Genomic DNA, 16554 nt, shown 5'->3' with positions numbered 1-16554 from the left:
TTATATTAACTGCGTTTATTTACAAACGTCAGCTACAGCATTTGAAAAGTATTCAATATTTGACTGGCTAACACCTGCAACATTTACGCGGCTAGAACCTACAATGTAAATACCATATTCTTTTTGTAGGCGAGCAATTTGCTCTTTATTAATACCTAAGAAAGAAAACATACCGTTTTGGCGTTCAATAAATGAGAAGTCTTGCGCAATATCTTTAGTTGCTAAGCTTTCTTTAATTAAGCTACGTAAGCCATTTATGCGGCTACGCATTTCATCAAGCTCAGAGTGCCATAATTGTGTAAGCTCTGTACTGCTTAAAATAGTATTAACAATATCAGCACCATGCGCTGGCGGCATTGAGTAAATACTACGTACAACGCTTAGCATTACAGAGTTTGAAATATCTGCTGTTGCGCTATCTTTTGCAATTAGTGAACATGCACCAATACGCTCGCGGTATAAGCCAAAGTTTTTAGAACATGAAGAACAAATAATTAGCTCTTCTACTGCATCAGCTAAAATACGTAAGCCACGTGCATCTTCTTCAAGTGAAGCTCCAAAGCCTTGGTATGCAATATCAACAAGTGGTGTAAAGCCAACTTCTTTTGCAAGTTCGGCAACTGTGTTCCACTGTGTTTCGTTTAAGTCCATACCGCTTGGGTTATGACAACATGCATGCACTAAAACCACATCACCTTTAGGCACTTGTTTAAGTGTGTTGATCATTTCATCAAACAGTAAGTCTTTATTTTCGTAATCGTAATACGGGTATTCTTTTACTGTTAAGCCTGCAGCTTCAAACAAGCTAATATGGTTTGCCCATGTTGGATTAGTTACCCATACTGTTGCATCTGCATTGCAACGCTTAATAAATTCAGCTGCAACGCGAAGTGCACCCGTACCACCTGGCGCTTGCGCAGTACGTACGCGATTTGCTAGCAATGCTTGATGTTCGCCTAGTAGTAACTGCTCCATCTTTTGGCAGTAATCTAAGTTACCCGCTAAACCAATGTAAGATTTGCTCATTTCGTTTTCAAGACGAAACGCTTCAGCTTTTTTAACCGCTTTAAGAACCGGTGTATTGCCTTGCTCATCTTTGTAGACACCTACACCTAAATCAATTTTATTAGGGTTTGTATCTTGTTTATAGGCCGCCATAAGGCCAAGAATAGGATCTGTTGGTAATGGTTTTAATACTGAGAACATTGGCTATCTCTTATCGTTATTTAGGGGTTAGCTGTTAAGCTAAGCTTAACATAAAAGCACATCATGTTGACTAGCGTTATTTACACTAGAAAGTGAGGAATTTTAATACAACATGCAATTAAAACGGCAAGCGTCTTTTCATCAAAAAAATCATTTTTAAAAGCTTCAGCATCTACAATACCAACACATTCATTTTGTGTATTAAATAAAGGTAAGCAGGTTTCTGATTTAACTTTAGGATCGCATGTGTAGTATTCACCACCTTGTGATAAGTACTCTTCAACGTTATTAATAATACGGCCCTTGTGAGATAGCGCAACCTGCACGTTATTACTACCTGCCGCAAATGCTTGCGTTAAAGGGAACAACGGACGACTAGGCACACCATGATAAGCCAATTTTAATAGTTGCTTACCTTCACTAGTATTAGTTGATTGATAAATACCATACCAATCAACACTTGTTTGGTGCTCAATGTAGCTCACAATACTTTGTAAATTAGCTAGCTTGAACTGGGTTTGCTCATCATTTTCAAGATAATCAGTTAATTTGAATGGCTCATCTTGTAGGTAACCAAATAAACTACACGCACCGCCCTCGCCAAGCTCAGGTATTTGATACTCCCAACATACATCAGGCAAAGCTGTGTTTGCTAAATGTAGCTCAAGCTTTTCAAGCTCTGTTGAAATCAAAGCTGGATTAGCACTTAGTTGTGCTTTTTTTAGGTAAGAAGAAATCATTTGGCCATCCATACATCTAAAGTTTCGAGAATAATAGCATGGATATTTTTGCAGAGCTAGCTCAACTTGTAGCACATTTCAACTTGGTTACCGCTGGCGTTATAAGTTACCTTTTCGGCTATTTCTTCTAGTAAAGACACCCCTCTACCAAATTCATTATTAACCTTTGCCAACTCATCGTTCTTACTACTAAACCCTCGGCCTGAGTCACAAATAATGAAATATAAACTGAGCGTGTCGGGGCAATAGCGCATATCAATAATAATCATCGCATCTGTAAGTTTAGCAAGAGCTGCCTCTCTTAATTCATAATATCGAAAAAAGCCGTCTTCTTGTTTTTTAATCTCTGAGTTAAGCCCTAGTACACCATGATCAAGCGCATTGTTATAAGCCTCAGACAACAGTAAAAATATATTAGAACGATGGGCATTTAGCCCCCCAACACTGCTTAAAATATTAACAACGTCGTAAACGGGGTCTGTTTTTTTTATTTGTTCTGAGTTTAAACTCAAAGATAAATTAAACGCTAAAGTAGAGAATGCTTCTCGCTCTTGCTCCTCAGGAACTAAAGGCAGGCAGTTTAGTAAAACAATGCTTAAATCATCTTGCTGTTTAGTGCCATCTGCAAACTTAGTAACGTCACCCACTATATCTTCGCTACTAATCATCGATTTACTTTTTAAAGTTTGTAAAAAACGCTCTTCCCCAAAAAATGTATCTTCTTTGTTTGCTGTTTCTATAATACCGTCGGTTGCTAATACTAGGCGTGTATTACTATTTGTTTCAAAGTGAATAACTTCATATTCAAATTCTTGATCGTCTAAAATCCCCAGCGCCATATGTTGCGACTCTAATGTTTGTTTTACATTACCGTCTTTATCTATTAGATACGCATCTGGCAGGCCGCCCATCCATGCAGAAATACTTTTACCGGATGCACTAAGCTCGATAATGGTTGCAGCACAAAACATGTGTCCAGGTAGGAGATTGTAAAGCAGTGTATTTAGCTCACAGGCAATGTCATTAATCGCCATGCCTTTTTGTACCATAGTATAAAAAACACGAGAGATAGGTAATGCACCAATAGCTGCCGCTAAGCCGTGCCCTGTAAAGTCTCCCAACATGCAATACAGATTGCCTATTGGACTTTGCGCCACTAAAAACATATCGCCGTTAAACATAGACGCCGGCGATAAATTAAAATCGAGGTACTCTTTAAACTTGCCTTGATTCTCTAATGAGTTATTAAAAATATGCTCAATTATTTCGTGTTCACGTTCAATTTGATTGTGATGATATTCAAGCAGTTTTTTTTGTTGATTTGATTTTTTACTTAGCTCTCTGGTGCGGCTATGTGCTTTAATTTTTGCATGCAAAATAACTTTTTCAAATGGTTTATGAATAAAGTCATCGCCACCTACCGCGAGGCACCGCTCAAAACTTGCTTGATCTTCTAAGGAGGTTATAAAAATAATCGGTAAGTAAACTTCACTATACTGCTGCTTTATTTTTTCAGCTGCTTCAAAACCATCCATTACCGGCATTAATACATCGAGTAAAACAATGTCTATTTGCTCTCTTTTAAGTACATTAAGTGCATCTAGTCCATTGTAAGCCACTGAAATTTTGTAACCTTCCTGCTCAAGCATTTTACTTAGTAAAATGCGATTGAGCGCCTGATCGTCAACAATCAACACATGTATCATTAGCTAATATCAAACTTTTTATCAAAACGTGAAATTTGTAGGATTTTTCTAAGCTGAGGCTGGCAATTACTTATTTCGATGGTTTTTACTTGGCTATCAATGGTTTTTTTCATGTTAAGTAACATGCCAAGTGCTGAACTATCCATATAATCAGTCTCTCTTAAATCGATAATAACCTTTACTGTTTTTTCGCTCATTTGAGCATAAGCTTGGCGAAAAGATTGCACTAAATTAAAATCAAACTTACCTTTAATTTGTATTGTTAATGTAGTGCCATCGACTGATTCATTCTTAGTTAAACTCATAGTAAACTCCAATAATATTTCCTTTGAACTAAATATAACCTGTTAAAAGTATTTAGCAAAAAGAAAAACACACAACTTCAAATTTGCTATCATTTACACCAGCATTTAATTCATTTTTATCCACAAAGGTAAGGTATGAGTGATAGTCACTTAGTATATTCAACCAGTACGGGTCGCATTGACCAGCCGAAACCAGAAAAAGAGTTGCACGCTAAACTTTTTAAAGATGGTTTTATTCGCATTGAGCGTCAAACAAAAGGGCGTAAAGGCAAAGGCGTAATGCTAGTTGTTGGCATTGATCCAAAAGATCACGATTTAAAAAAGTTAGCTAAAACTATAAAAAGCAAAATGGGCCAAGGCGGCGCAGTAAAAGAAGGAATTATTGAAGTACAAGGTAATGACCGAGATAAACTAAAAGGCATTTTAGAAGCGTTAAAATTTAAAGTTAAAATTGCGGGTGGTTAACCCGCAATTTTATTAACTAGTTACTTCGCTATTTGCGAGATCATTTAACCTTTCATACAAATTCGGTAGTTCGTGCTCAGCAATTGGCTTACTAAAATAATAGCCTTGTACAACGAAGCAATTATTATTTTGTAAAAACTGCATCTGCTCTATTGTCTCAACCCCTTCTGCGACCACGTCTAGCTTTAACTTTTGCGCCATGGCAATAATAGCTGCAGTGATTTCCATATCATTTGTATCCTCTGGGATATCTTTTACAAATGAACGGTCAATTTTCAATATATCAACCGGGAATCGTTTTAAGTAACTGAGCGACGAATAACCTGTACCAAAGTCATCAATAGAAATAGATATACCTAATGCTTTAAGCTCGTGCAATTGTGTAATGGCTGCCTCTACATTACCCATTAGCATGCTTTCGGTCAGCTCTAAATGAAGGCGCTTTGCTGAAACACCCGACTTAATTATCATTTTGCTCAGTGTTGTAACTAAGCTTGAGTCTTTAAACTGGCGGGCCGATAAGTTTATCGATATATTATTTTCTAGACCTTGTTCTGCCAATCTTACGGCAAAATCACAAGACTCTTGAAGCACCCATTCACCTAATTCAACTATAAGGCCTGTCGCTTCTGCAATAGGAATAAATTTATCTGGAGGGATTGCGCCTTCAGTTGGGTGGAACCATCTTAATAACGCTTCATAACCAACGACCTGATGAGTACGGCTATCAACTTGAGGTTGGTAGTAAACTACAAATTGCTTTTCTTTGAGCCCTATACGTAACTCATTTTCAATAAATAAACGCTCATTTGCGGCCGCATTTAATTCTTGGCTATAAAAGTGGAAGGTATTACGTCCTTTTGCTTTTGCCTCATACATTGCCAAATCAGCATGTTTGAGTAACTGATCTTCCTCTAAGCTATCGTAAGGAGCCATAGTTATACCAATACTTGCACTGACAATAACTTCATTGCTACCTAGTTTTATAGGCACATTCAGTGTTTTTTGAATTGTATTGGCAACATCAGCCGCGTGAGCTTGGCTTTCTATACCACTGAGCAACACTGCAAATTCATCACCACCTAAGCGCGCTATAGTGTCCTCGGCTCGTAAACGTTTTTTAAGTCTGTTTGCCACTTCAATTAATAATTGATCGCCAGCATCGTGGCCTAATGTGTCGTTAATACGCTTAAATTCGTCTAAATCAAAGTAAAACAAAGCAAATGCATAATGCCCGCGCTCTGCTAATGCCATTGATTTTCGCAATTGCATTCTAAAAAATGTTCTGTTGGCAAGTCCCGTAAGGGTGTCAAAGTAAGCCAATTGTTCCATTTTACGCTGGCTTTCTTTTACAAACGAAATATCTTGTGCTGATGCTACATAACTGGTTATTTCACCGCCCTCTTCACGAATTGGCGAAACACTTAAAGACACCCAAATTGGCTCTTTGTTTAAACCAGCTATTAATGTGTCCCCGCGCCAGTAATTACGGCTGCGTAAATCTATGTCTATATCTTCAATTAAAATAGACATTTCTGAGGCAATAATATTAAGTAATGGTGCTCTATTAAAATGGCTTTCTGGATAGCCTGTCATTTCGAGCATTTTGGGGTTTACGTACTCAATGACAAAATTTTCATCGGTGATCACAACCCCAGTGCCCGAGAACGCGACCGCTTTAGATAAACGATTAGCTGCTTTTTCAGCAATTTCTTTTTCTGTAATTCTTTGGTTTAAACCATCAATAAGTTTGCGGATTTCTACCGTCATGTCTCTAAATGAGCCATTAAGGGTACCAATTTCATCTTTGTTTTCTGGCGGAAACTCTGTTGTTAGCTGACCTTTACCAAAGCTTGTTACTGCATAAACTAGAGTATGTAAACGGCGAAGCACTAGTTGATAAAGCGCCTGATGCAGCAATAAGGCAACTAATATTGCGTATAAAATAAAGAGTCCAAAAAACTTCAGTTTTAAATCTTGTAACGCAGATAACGTTGATGAACGTTTTTTATAAACCCCTATGTACCAATCTAAATCATCAATTTTACGGATATTAATAATGTGAGCTTCATCATTTTGTTCAAATGAATTGGCGTATTCTGGTAACTTCACCGCAATTGCATCGTCAATAATTGACTGCAGTTCTGGGTTTACAAATTCGTTAGTAGCGAGTGCTTTATTGTCACTACCGTAGTCAGCTAATAATGCGGGGTTTAGATTGGGATGGGCTAACAATTGCCCTTTACTATCAAATACAAGTAAGTGTTTTTCTTTATCGCCAACAGGTAAAAATGAAATAAGTTTGTTAAGGGAAATATCGCTTCCCGTTACACCTAAAAACTCGTTATCAACATACACCGGCACTAGTAAGCTAATAACCCACTTTCGCCATACTGTATCGTAATAAACTTTTGACCATGCAGGCTCTCGCTCTGACCCCAACATACTTTTAATATATTTATACGTTGTACCTTGCGTAACTCTAAACTCGGCTGGTGCATTTAATGCCCAGTTTGGAGGAGAAACACGAATGAAATCGTCATCGGTAATTAAATAAAAGTTAAAAAAGTCGTGTACCAGAGTCGGAGAAATTATACGCCATAACATTTCGGAATCATTAAATAGGCGTTTATAAAAAGGAGAGTAATTTTGCTGTGGTAAAAATGCTGCTGATAATCCATCAGCCGAGGCACTTCGAATCGTACCATCGCTATTAAACTGTAACTGTGATTTATTACTTAAATTAATTGGTAAATTAGATTGAAATAGCTGCTCTGTCACTACGTTATTGGCTTGCTGAGCTATATTTATTTTTGTTTTAATACGTTCATTAAACTGCTTCACTAATAAATCTGTAGAGCTTTTTAACACCTCATGCTCTTCAAAAACAAGTTGCTTCTCTTCAGATTTAAGCATTAAGGCAGCCGCACACACCCCTGCTATTAAACAAATAGCAGATATAAGCAGTGAAAGTTTTACACTTAAAGAATTAAATCCAAAACGCGATGGAGGGCGTCTGTAAACCACAGGTCAACCTTAATTATTAATAATTGTTATTATTTGAACCAGTTTACGAAATATATCAGATCTGACTTAATATTTATAAATTATTTGTTAAATATCACTAAAAACTAATTATGACCAAATAAATAGCGCTTTGCGCTTATTTAGCAACGTATCGTTATTGACATTGTTAGTAACTCTCCATACATTAACTGCATGAAACTATTTATCTCTCGCACTTTTTTTTCGTTTTTTAGCTTCTTTATATAAAAGAGGCTTCCCTGTTTGTGAGATAAAATCAATCGAATAGTAAAGCCTCCCAACTGGGAGGCTTTTTTGTTTTGCTGTGTAGTAACAGCCTACTTTTGGAATGAGGATACCAAAATGACAAATGATGTATTAAATGCACTAAGACACGATATAAATGAAATAGACTCCGACTTACTGGTGTTATTAGCTAAACGCCGTCGCATTAGCCACGGCGTGGTTGAATACAAAATCGCGAACAATAAGCCAATTCGCGATGAAGCACGTGAACTCGCGCTTCTAGAAAAATTGATTGGTTATGGTAAGTCACTGGGGTTAGATGCTTACTACGTAAATAATGTGTTTCAAACTATTTTGGAAGATTCAGTTTTACACCAACAAGCAATGCTGCAAAAAAACCTTAATCCAGATGCACTGAGTGAAACACACCGTGTAACTTACTTAGGTGGTCAAGGTTCTTATAGCCAGCTTGCATGTCATAAATACTTTAGCCGCCGCCCTGGTAAATTAATTGAAATTGGCTGTACATCGTTTGACGAAATAACAGGTAAAGTAGAAAACGGCCAAGCTGATTTTGGTTTATTACCGATTGAAAACACAAGCTCTGGTAGCATTAACGAAGTATTTGACTTATTACAGCACGCACAAGTCTCTATTGTTGGAGAAGTCACTCACAGTGTAGAGCATTGCTTACTCGCAAACCCTGATACTGAACTTAGCCAACTAACAAAAGTATTTGCACATCCACAACCATTTGCACAGTGCAGCCGTTTTTTACAGGGCTTAGGTGATTTACAACACGAAACTTGTGACTCTACATCAAGCGCATTACAATCAGCTCTAAACACACCAAATAGCGCTGCAATTGGCTCTGCACAAGCAGGAAAAAATGTCGGCCTTGAAGTCATCAAATCAAATCTTGCTAATCAAAGCGAAAACCATAGCCGCTTTATTGTTGTTGCGCGTAAACCTCTGCAAGTGTCTAACCAAATTCCAACTAAAACTAGCTTAATCATGTCGACAAAACAGCAAGCGGGCTCACTAGCCGATGCGTTGATGATTTTTAAGCAGCATAAGATTAATTTAGTAAAACTTGAGTCGCGCCCAACTCCGGGCAATCCGTGGGAAGAAGTATTTTATGTAGATCTTGAAGCAAACTTAGCTGATAGCCAAGTAAAAGAAGCACTAGAAGAGCTTAAAGAACACACCCAATATGTGCGTATTTTAGGCTGCTATCAAAGCGAGTCATTACAGGCTGTAAGCGTTAATACCTAATACACACTTTCATAATTAAAAAGGGCCGATATCGGCCCTTTTTAGTAAAAAGTGACAAGTATTAGTCTAAAACTTTTGAATCATTTGCTTTATTTAATAAGCTTCGGCTTTGTGTTAAAAAGTGCTCTGTTGAGTCAGAAAAGTAAACTTTCGCCTGCGCAAAAGAATCAATAAGCGCTGCTTTATCTCCTGCTTTTAATTTTTCCAATGTACTTGCAAAAGTGTCTTGGTACTGTGCGAGTAGGCTCTCTACATCATCAAATTGCGCTAACATAATATCTGAGTACAACTCCGGCGACTGCGCAAATAAACGCCCTACCATCATCAGCTCTAATTGATATATAGGTGACGAGCAACTACGTAACTCTTCTAGTGTATGACTTTGTTTTGCTAAAAACTGTCCGTACACAAATGTTGTTAAATGGCGCATTACCTGAATAATTTGCATTGCTTCGTCGTGCTTTTTAGCATCAAGCTCAACAAGCTGACAACCCCATACTTGTAACTGTTGTAACAAGCCTTTTGCCGCTTGGTGCTCTCGCCCTTCACATACAACGACTGTTTGTTTCACCCAGTGTGATATGTCAGGGCCAAACATAGGATGCAAACCAACCACAGGGCCACTGTGCGCAGCTTTTAGTGCTTTAATAGGCGATTGCTTTACCGATGTAATATCAACTAGTAAACAGTCATCATCTAGTTTAGGTAACTTAGCAACTACTGCGTCCAATGCATTAATTGGTACGCTAATCATTACCAGCTTGGCACCTTTTAAAATATTTTGCGCATCGTTTTGCTGATCTTTATCTAAAACTTTAACTTCGTAACCTGAGCGAATAAACTGCTGAGCAAATAGCTGCCCCATAGCACCTTGGCCACCTACAATAACAATTGGCGAAAGACCTGGCGCTGCACATGCAAGTTTTGCTTGTTGGTTTTGATAGGCTTCTCGCATCATGCGTCTTAGTATATCTTCAACGAGATCGGGGCTTACATTTTGATTTATTGCTTCTTGTCTTCTTGCCGCTAATAGCTCTGCTTCACGATTAGGTGCATGTAAAGGCGCGCCTGTTTGTTGTTTTATCTCACCAATTTTTTGCGTAATACCATTACGTTTAGCAAGTAAGGCAACAAGTTGTGCGTCGCATTCATCTATACCTTCTCTCAGCTGTGCTAAATCACTTATGTCAGCCACGTTCATACCACCTTAAAAAACAAATAACGTAAATATAAATTTACATAAAAGTAAACTAATCAATACGATAAATACTAACAGGATCAGCTAACTGATAAAAGGCTAAAGCTTAAATTTTACTAATGAGGAAATAAGAATTGAGAATTGAGAATTGTGAATTGAGAATTGAGAAAATAATAGTCTAAAACCAAAACGGGTTGCAACCCGAAGGATGCAACCCGTTTTTTTGCGTTGATAAACAGCGCGTATTAGTTAAGTTTTTCTCTAATACGTGCAGATTTACCAGAACGCTCACGTAGGTAGTAAAGCTTAGCACGGCGAACTGCACCGCGACGCTTAACTGCTACGCTATCAATAAGAGGGCTGTGCGTTTGGAATACACGCTCAACACCTTCACCGTTCGAAATTTTACGAACTGTGAATGCTGAGTGAAGACCACGATTACGCTTAGCGATTACAACACCTTCAAAGGCCTGTAGACGCTCTTTAGCACCTTCTTTTACTTTTACCTGTACAACCACTGTATCACCAGGGCCAAATGCAGGTACGTCTGTTTTAAGCTGCTCATCTTCAAGCGCTTTAATAATATTTTGGTTTACTTTTGCCATTATGTTTCTCACTTTCCTAGGTGTAACTGTCTTCTAGCCACAAGCTTTTTGGTACTCTTGCTGAAATTCTGCGAGTAATACCGCTTGCTCCTCAGTCAGAGCTAGGTTATGCAACAAGTCAGGACGTCGTAACCAAGTTCTACCTAATGACTGCTTAAGCCGCCACTTTGCTATCTCTTGGTGGTTTCCACTGAGTAATACAGCAGGAACCTGTTTGTCGTCCAATGTTTCTGGTCGTGTATAGTGTGGACAATCTAACAAGCCATCCGAAAACGAATCTTGTTCTGCTGACTGGTTATGACCTAACACACCTGGCACTAATCGCGCTACTGCGTCAATTAATGTCATGGCAGGTAGTTCACCACCACTCAAAATAAAATCACCAATTGACCATTCTTCGTCAACATATGATTCTATTATTCTCTCATCTATACCTTCATAGCGACCGGCAATCAAAATCAGTTTATTAGAGTTAGCGAGTTCGCTAGCGCCCTGCTGATCAAGTTTGCGCCCTTGCGGGGACATATAAATTACTTTAGCGCCATCACCAGCTGCTTTTTTAGCTTCGGCAATCGCTTTTTTTAATGGCTCAACCATCATTAACATACCTGGTCCGCCCCCGTAAGGACGGTCATCTACGGTTCTATGCTTATCTAAAGCGTAGTCTCGCGGATTCCAACAGTTAAAATCAATTAAACCATTTTTTACTGCGCGACCGGTAACACCTTGGTCTGTAATAGCGTCAAACATGTCTGGAAAAAGGCTTATCACCCCTACCCATAATGAACTAGTTTGCGTCATTAAAACCCTGGATCCCAATCTACGGTAATTTCTCTTGCGTCGTATTTAACTTCTTTAATAACTGAATCAGTTAAAAAAGGAATCAAACGTTCAGCTTGACCAAATGCGTCTTTACTGTTTGCTTTCACAACTAGTACGTCATTTGACCCTGTCTCCATAAGGTCATCAACAATGCCTAAGCTATAACCTTTATCGGTTACAACAGACATGCCAATGAGATCTCGCCAATAGAACTCACCTTGCGGAAGTTCTGGTAAATGCGCTGCATCCATTGAGATTTCAGCATGGGTATAAGCCATTGCTTCGTCTCGGTCGTTTATCTGCGCAAATTTAGCGATAAAGCCTTTGTTGTGGCGACGCCAGTCGACCACTTCTAAGGACTGCCATTTACCTTGCTGCCCTATCAACCACGGGCTGAAATCGAAGATCCCTACGGGATCATCAGTAAATGAATGTACCTTAAGCCAGCCCTTTATACCATATGGGGCACCGAGCTTTCCTACGACAATTATTGATGAGGTGTTCTCTTGACTCATGGTTACACTTACGCCTATTAAGCCGCTTTACGAGCGTCTTTTACTAACTTAGCTACGCGATCTGAAAGAGATGCGCCCTGACCTACCCAGTGTTCAACACGTGGTAAATCTAAACGAATTTTTTCTTCTTGACCTGAAGCAATTGGGTTAAAAAAGCCTACTTTCTCGATGAAGCGACCGTCACGCGAGAAACGGCTATCCGCAACCACAATTTGATAGAAAGGGCGTTTTTTAGCGCCACCACGTTGCAAACGAATAGTTACCATACCGTCCTCTATAAAGATTGACTGTTTTCATTAATAAGATTTACTCCCCAGAATGGGGAGCTGGGGAATTGTACGAGTTTTTGGCAATAACGCAAGTAAGAAGTGAAGCAAAAAGACAGTTTAGTAGGTTAAACCGTGATCTCAACGACAAAATAGGGTTAAAGGTGTATTACATGCATAATTTATTCAACAAAAAAGGAGCTATTTGCTCCTTTAAATATGATTCGCTATTATTTTAAAAAATAACTCAAAAGTATTTTTTAAAACTTAGGGCCACCGCCACCCATCATCCCAGGTGGTAACATGCCTTTCATACCGCGCATCATTTTAGTCATGCCGCCTTTACCTTTCATCTTTTTCATCATTTTTTGCATTTGCGTAAACTGCTTAAGCAACTTATTAATCTCTTGTACTTGTGTACCAGAGCCAGCTGCTATGCGTTTTTTACGCGAACCTTTAATGATTTCTGGACGTGCGCGCTCTTTTTTAGTCATTGAGCTAATAATAGCTTCCATTTGGATAAATGTTTTGTCACCCATTTGGCCTTTAACAGCATCTGGTAAGTTAGACATACCAGGGAGCTTATCAAGCATCGACATCATGCCACCCATATTTTTCATTTGCTTTAATTGATCAGCAAAGTCGTCAAGGGTAAAACCTGCACCTTTAAATACTTTTTCAGCAACTTTGGCAGCTTGCTCTTTATCTACTTTCATTTCGACTTCTTCGATTAATGAAAGTACATCACCCATACCTAAAATACGCGACGCTATACGGTCTGGATGAAAAGGCTCTAGTGCGTCAGTACGCTCACCCACACCCATAAATTTAATTGGTTTGCCTGTGATATGACGAATAGATAAAGCAGCACCACCACGTGCATCACCATCGGTTTTTGTTAATATTACACCGGTTAGTGGCAGGGCTTCGTCAAATGCTTTAGCTGTATTTGCCGCATCTTGACCCGTCATTGCATCAACAACGAATAAAGTTTCAATTGGGTTGATTGCTTTGTGAAGATCTTTAATCTCGTCCATCATGTTGCTGTCAACATGTAAACGACCTGCGGTATCAACAAGTACTACATCTATAAATTTCTTTTTAGCATGAGAAATTGCAGCGTTTGCAATATCCACTGGCTTTTGCGAAATATCACTTGGAAAGAAATCAACGTCAACTTCTGTAGCAAGCGTTTCTAGCTGTTTAATCGCAGCAGGGCGATAAACATCGGCACTTACTACAAGCACTGATTTCTTTTTGCGTTCTTTTAAAAACTTAGCAAGCTTAGCTACACTGGTGGTTTTACCCGCACCTTGCAGACCCGCTACCATAACAACGGCTGGCGGTTGTGCATTTAGGCTTAGCTCTTCATTGGCCTCACCCATTGCTTTTTCTAGTTCTTCACGCACTATTTTTATAAATACTTGGCCTGGGCTTAAGCTTTTTGTAACTTCAACCCCAACTGCACGTTCTTTAACTTGTTTTACAAACTCGCGAACAACAGGCAGTGCCACATCGGCTTCTAAAAATGCCATACGCACTTCGCGAAGTGTGTCTTTTATGTTGTCTTCAGTCAGACGGCCACGGCCACTGATATTTTTTAAGGTTTTACCTAATCGTTCTTGGAGGTTCTCAAACATGTAACGGTTCCGATAAGACGTTTATATCAATCCATTAAAATTTTGCGGTTAGTTTGATTTTCAATTAACCAGGATTGACTTATTAAGTTTCAATTAAAAGTAGTATACCGTATATGGCGTCTTACAATACAGTGTTCAAGTGCACCTTGTTGAGTTTCTTTTTTTAAGGTCTATGCATTTGCTTTGCTATAAAATACAATGGCTATATAACAACAAGGATTATTTTGTCTCAAATTAAGTGGCCCAAGCACAATGCTGATTATTAGTTTAACTATTATTGCCAGTTTATTTTATGTGTTAGCAACGTCTCACGTGCTCTCACGCCTGTTTCATCAACAAGGCCCTAGCCAAAAGGTAACCGTCATATTGAGCACGGTTGCTATAGTGGCGCATATGCTGCTGTTAGTTAACTCTGTTTTTAGATCCGACGGTCAAGACTTAAGTATTGTAAACGTCTCCCTTTTAACATGCTGGGTTATTGTAGTTTCAGTAACAGCTGTGTCGCTAAAGTTCCCTGCCACTTTATTATTGCCCGTTGTTTATGGTTTTGGTGCTTTACTTACAATTGCCAGTTTATTTATTCCTCATCATATTTTACTGCAAAGCATTAATATTGAGGTTGGCTTAGTAACACACATTTCCTTATCCCTATTGGCCTACTGTATTTTAATTATTGCTACTTTATATGGTGTACAGTTCTACTTTATTGATAAACGTTTAAAACGTAAAGATTTAGCAATTGTGCATAGTCACCTTCCGCCTTTGATGGTTGTTGAGCGCCAGCTTTACCAACTCCTTAATTTAGGCACCATATTACTCACGTTCGCATTACTCTCGGGATTTGTATTTCTTGATGGGATGTTTGCTAAAGAGTTCATTCATAAAACGATATTGTCGTTAGTTGCGTGGGCTATTTTTGCCATTGTAGCCATCGGGCATATGAAAAAGGGTTGGCGCGGTAAACCTGTGGTTATTACGATCATGGTCGCTGCATTTGTCCTCACACTCGCATATTTTGGCAGCCGTTTCATACAAGAAGTGATACTAAATAAGTTTTAACTTGACTCTGCTTGCTCACTCTAGCTTAATACGCATTGATTTATAAGAAAAGGATCCATCGTTGGACGACATATCGACAAGTACCCTATTTATCATTTTAGGTTTTTTGGTGCTTTTTTCTGCTTATTTTTCTGGTTCAGAAACCGGAATTATGTCAATCAATCGTATACGCCTGCGACATCTCGCTAAAGAGGATCATCGTGCAGCTAAACGAGTCAGTAAATTACTTAGCCGTCCAGATAGGCTCATCGGTTTAATCTTAATTGGCAATAATCTTGTCAATATAGCTGCAGCTCAAGTTGCTACCATTATAGGTATTCGCCTTTACGGTGACCTTGGTATTGCTATCGCTACGGGTGTGTTAACTTTAGTCGTGCTTATATTTGCCGAAGTAACACCTAAAACTCTTGCTGCCCTCTATCCTGAAAAAGTTGCCTTTCCAAGCTCAATAATACTTAAAGGGTTACTAAAAATTCTTTTTCCTTTTGTTGTTATCGTTAACTGGATGACCAACGGGATATTGCGATTATTTGGTATTAGTGCCGCTCAAATCGACGAGCACAGCATGAGCAAAGAAGAATTAAAAACAGTGCTCAATGAGTCAGGCGCACTTATCCCTGCTCGCCATCAAAGTATGCTGACCTCAATTTTAGATTTAGAGCAAGTAACCGTTGAAGATATCATGATCCCACGTAACGAAATTGTGGCTATTGATATTAATGATGATTGGAAACTAATTAGTCGCCAGCTTACCCATGCACAACATACTCGCGTGTTGTTGTATCGCGACAATATAGATGACGCAGTAGGCTTTATTCACTCTCGAGATGCACTTCGTCTACTTACAAAAGAGCAATTTGATAAACCATCTTTGCTGCGTGCTGTACGCGAAATTTACTTTATCCCAGAGGGAACATCACTTAACACTCAGCTGTTAAAGTTTCAGCAGTCTAAAGAGCGTATTGGCTTAGTAGTAGACGAGTATGGCGATATTCAAGGTTTAGTAACGCTTGAAGATATTTTAGAAGAAGTTGTTGGCGATTTTACAACTACACAAACTCGTACGCCAAGCGAAGAAGTAGAAACACAAACAGATGGCTCTTGTATTGTAGATGGCGGCGCTAACGTACGCGATTTAAATAAAGAGATGGGTTGGGATTTCCCACTAGACGGCCCAAAAACTTTGAGTGGTTTAATTGTTGAATACTTGGAAGATATTCCCGATGCAAATATTAGTCTACGTATTGCGGGCTACCCTATTGAAGTACTCGAAGTAAAAGAGAATATGATTAAACAGGTGAAGATTCAGCCTAACAAGCGTTCTCGCTAGTTCTCACTAAGTAAAAAGGAGCCGATTGGCTAATGCCAGTCAGTTAAGCTGACTGGCATCTTTCTTTTTATGAGGATACTTAGATGGTTTTGGCTTAACCCATCGGGGATATCTTCTATCCTCTCGTCTAGCTGGAAGCTTAAATAAGAGCA

At 38.8% G+C, this 16554-nt stretch carries 15 protein-coding genes; 4 read left to right on the top strand and 11 right to left on the bottom strand.

Going from position 1 to position 16554, the window contains the following annotated elements:
- Window positions 1-15 precede the first annotated feature (15 nt).
- The 4 genes from H5087_RS04015 to H5087_RS04000 form a co-directional block, all read right to left on the bottom strand.
- Window positions 16-1206 (bottom strand): amino acid aminotransferase, encoded by a 1191-nt coding sequence (locus H5087_RS04015; protein WP_002962951.1) that lies wholly within the window; start codon window positions 1204-1206, stop codon window positions 16-18.
- 80 nt (window positions 1207-1286) lie between these two features.
- Entirely contained in the window at window positions 1287-1946 is a 660-nt protein-coding gene (locus H5087_RS04010) for a GAF domain-containing protein (protein ID WP_182671246.1), read from the bottom strand.
- Between the two features lie 56 nt (window positions 1947-2002).
- Window positions 2003-3652 (bottom strand): SpoIIE family protein phosphatase, encoded by a 1650-nt coding sequence (locus tag H5087_RS04005; RefSeq protein ID WP_182671245.1) that lies wholly within the window; start codon window positions 3650-3652, stop codon window positions 2003-2005.
- The gene (locus H5087_RS04000) at window positions 3652-3957 is read right to left on the bottom strand and encodes an STAS domain-containing protein (protein WP_002962948.1); all 306 of its coding nucleotides are present in this window, start codon (window positions 3955-3957) and stop codon (window positions 3652-3654) included. The genes H5087_RS04005 and H5087_RS04000 overlap by 1 nt, the downstream gene beginning before the upstream one ends.
- 135 nt (window positions 3958-4092) lie before the next feature.
- Here H5087_RS04000 and H5087_RS03995 point away from each other — a divergent pair, with 135 nt between their 5' ends.
- Window positions 4093-4422: a stress response translation initiation inhibitor YciH gene (locus tag H5087_RS03995; protein WP_182671244.1), complete on the top strand. Its 330-nt coding sequence runs from the start codon at window positions 4093-4095 to the stop codon at window positions 4420-4422.
- A 12-nt stretch (window positions 4423-4434) separates the two neighbouring features.
- On the opposite strand, the gene H5087_RS03990 is transcribed toward H5087_RS03995, so the two are convergent.
- Complete coding sequence (locus H5087_RS03990) at window positions 4435-7449, bottom strand: EAL domain-containing protein (protein ID WP_182671243.1); 3015 nt, start codon at window positions 7447-7449, stop codon at window positions 4435-4437.
- Between the two features lie 360 nt (window positions 7450-7809).
- Here H5087_RS03990 and H5087_RS03985 point away from each other — a divergent pair, with 360 nt between their 5' ends.
- On the top strand, window positions 7810-8967 hold the full coding sequence (locus H5087_RS03985) for a chorismate mutase (RefSeq protein ID WP_002962945.1): 1158 nt from the start codon (window positions 7810-7812) through the stop codon (window positions 8965-8967).
- A 61-nt stretch (window positions 8968-9028) separates the two neighbouring features.
- On the opposite strand, the gene tyrA is transcribed toward H5087_RS03985, so the two are convergent.
- From tyrA to ffh, 6 genes are all read right to left on the bottom strand, one after another.
- Window positions 9029-10162 carry a bifunctional chorismate mutase/prephenate dehydrogenase gene (gene tyrA, locus H5087_RS03980; protein WP_182671242.1) on the bottom strand — a complete coding sequence of 378 codons (1134 nt, stop codon included), beginning with the start codon at window positions 10160-10162 and terminating at the stop codon, window positions 9029-9031.
- A gap of 248 nt (window positions 10163-10410) precedes the next feature.
- Entirely contained in the window at window positions 10411-10770 is a 360-nt protein-coding gene (gene rplS / locus H5087_RS03975; protein WP_002962189.1) for a 50S ribosomal protein L19, read from the bottom strand.
- Between the two features lie 33 nt (window positions 10771-10803).
- Window positions 10804-11571 (bottom strand): tRNA (guanosine(37)-N1)-methyltransferase TrmD, encoded by a 768-nt coding sequence (gene trmD / locus H5087_RS03970; protein WP_002962190.1) that lies wholly within the window; start codon window positions 11569-11571, stop codon window positions 10804-10806.
- Window positions 11571-12107, bottom strand: a complete 537-nt coding sequence (gene rimM / locus H5087_RS03965) for a ribosome maturation factor RimM (protein ID WP_024596584.1) — start codon at window positions 12105-12107, stop codon at window positions 11571-11573. Before rimM ends, trmD begins: the two co-directional genes overlap by 1 nt.
- A 17-nt stretch (window positions 12108-12124) precedes the next feature.
- Window positions 12125-12373 carry a 30S ribosomal protein S16 gene (gene rpsP, locus H5087_RS03960; RefSeq protein ID WP_002962192.1) on the bottom strand — a complete coding sequence of 83 codons (249 nt, stop codon included), beginning with the start codon at window positions 12371-12373 and terminating at the stop codon, window positions 12125-12127.
- A gap of 260 nt (window positions 12374-12633) precedes the next feature.
- Window positions 12634-14013 carry a signal recognition particle protein gene (ffh, locus tag H5087_RS03955; RefSeq protein ID WP_002962194.1) on the bottom strand — a complete coding sequence of 460 codons (1380 nt, stop codon included), beginning with the start codon at window positions 14011-14013 and terminating at the stop codon, window positions 12634-12636.
- A gap of 252 nt (window positions 14014-14265) precedes the next feature.
- On the opposite strand from ffh, the gene H5087_RS03950 reads away from it, so the two are divergent.
- Together H5087_RS03950 and H5087_RS03945 are read left to right on the top strand one after the other, a co-directional pair.
- Complete coding sequence (locus tag H5087_RS03950; protein WP_002962197.1) at window positions 14266-15072, top strand: inner membrane protein YpjD; 807 nt, start codon at window positions 14266-14268, stop codon at window positions 15070-15072.
- Window positions 15073-15133: 61 nt separating this feature from the next.
- Window positions 15134-16402 (top strand): HlyC/CorC family transporter, encoded by a 1269-nt coding sequence (locus H5087_RS03945; RefSeq protein ID WP_002962198.1) that lies wholly within the window; start codon window positions 15134-15136, stop codon window positions 16400-16402.
- Window positions 16403-16554 lie beyond the last annotated feature (152 nt).

This window comes from Pseudoalteromonas sp. SR43-7 (assembly GCF_014163785.1).
GTDB lineage: Bacteria > Pseudomonadota > Gammaproteobacteria > Enterobacterales > Alteromonadaceae > Pseudoalteromonas > Pseudoalteromonas distincta.
This window is presented reverse-complemented; position numbering and strand designations above follow the sequence as displayed.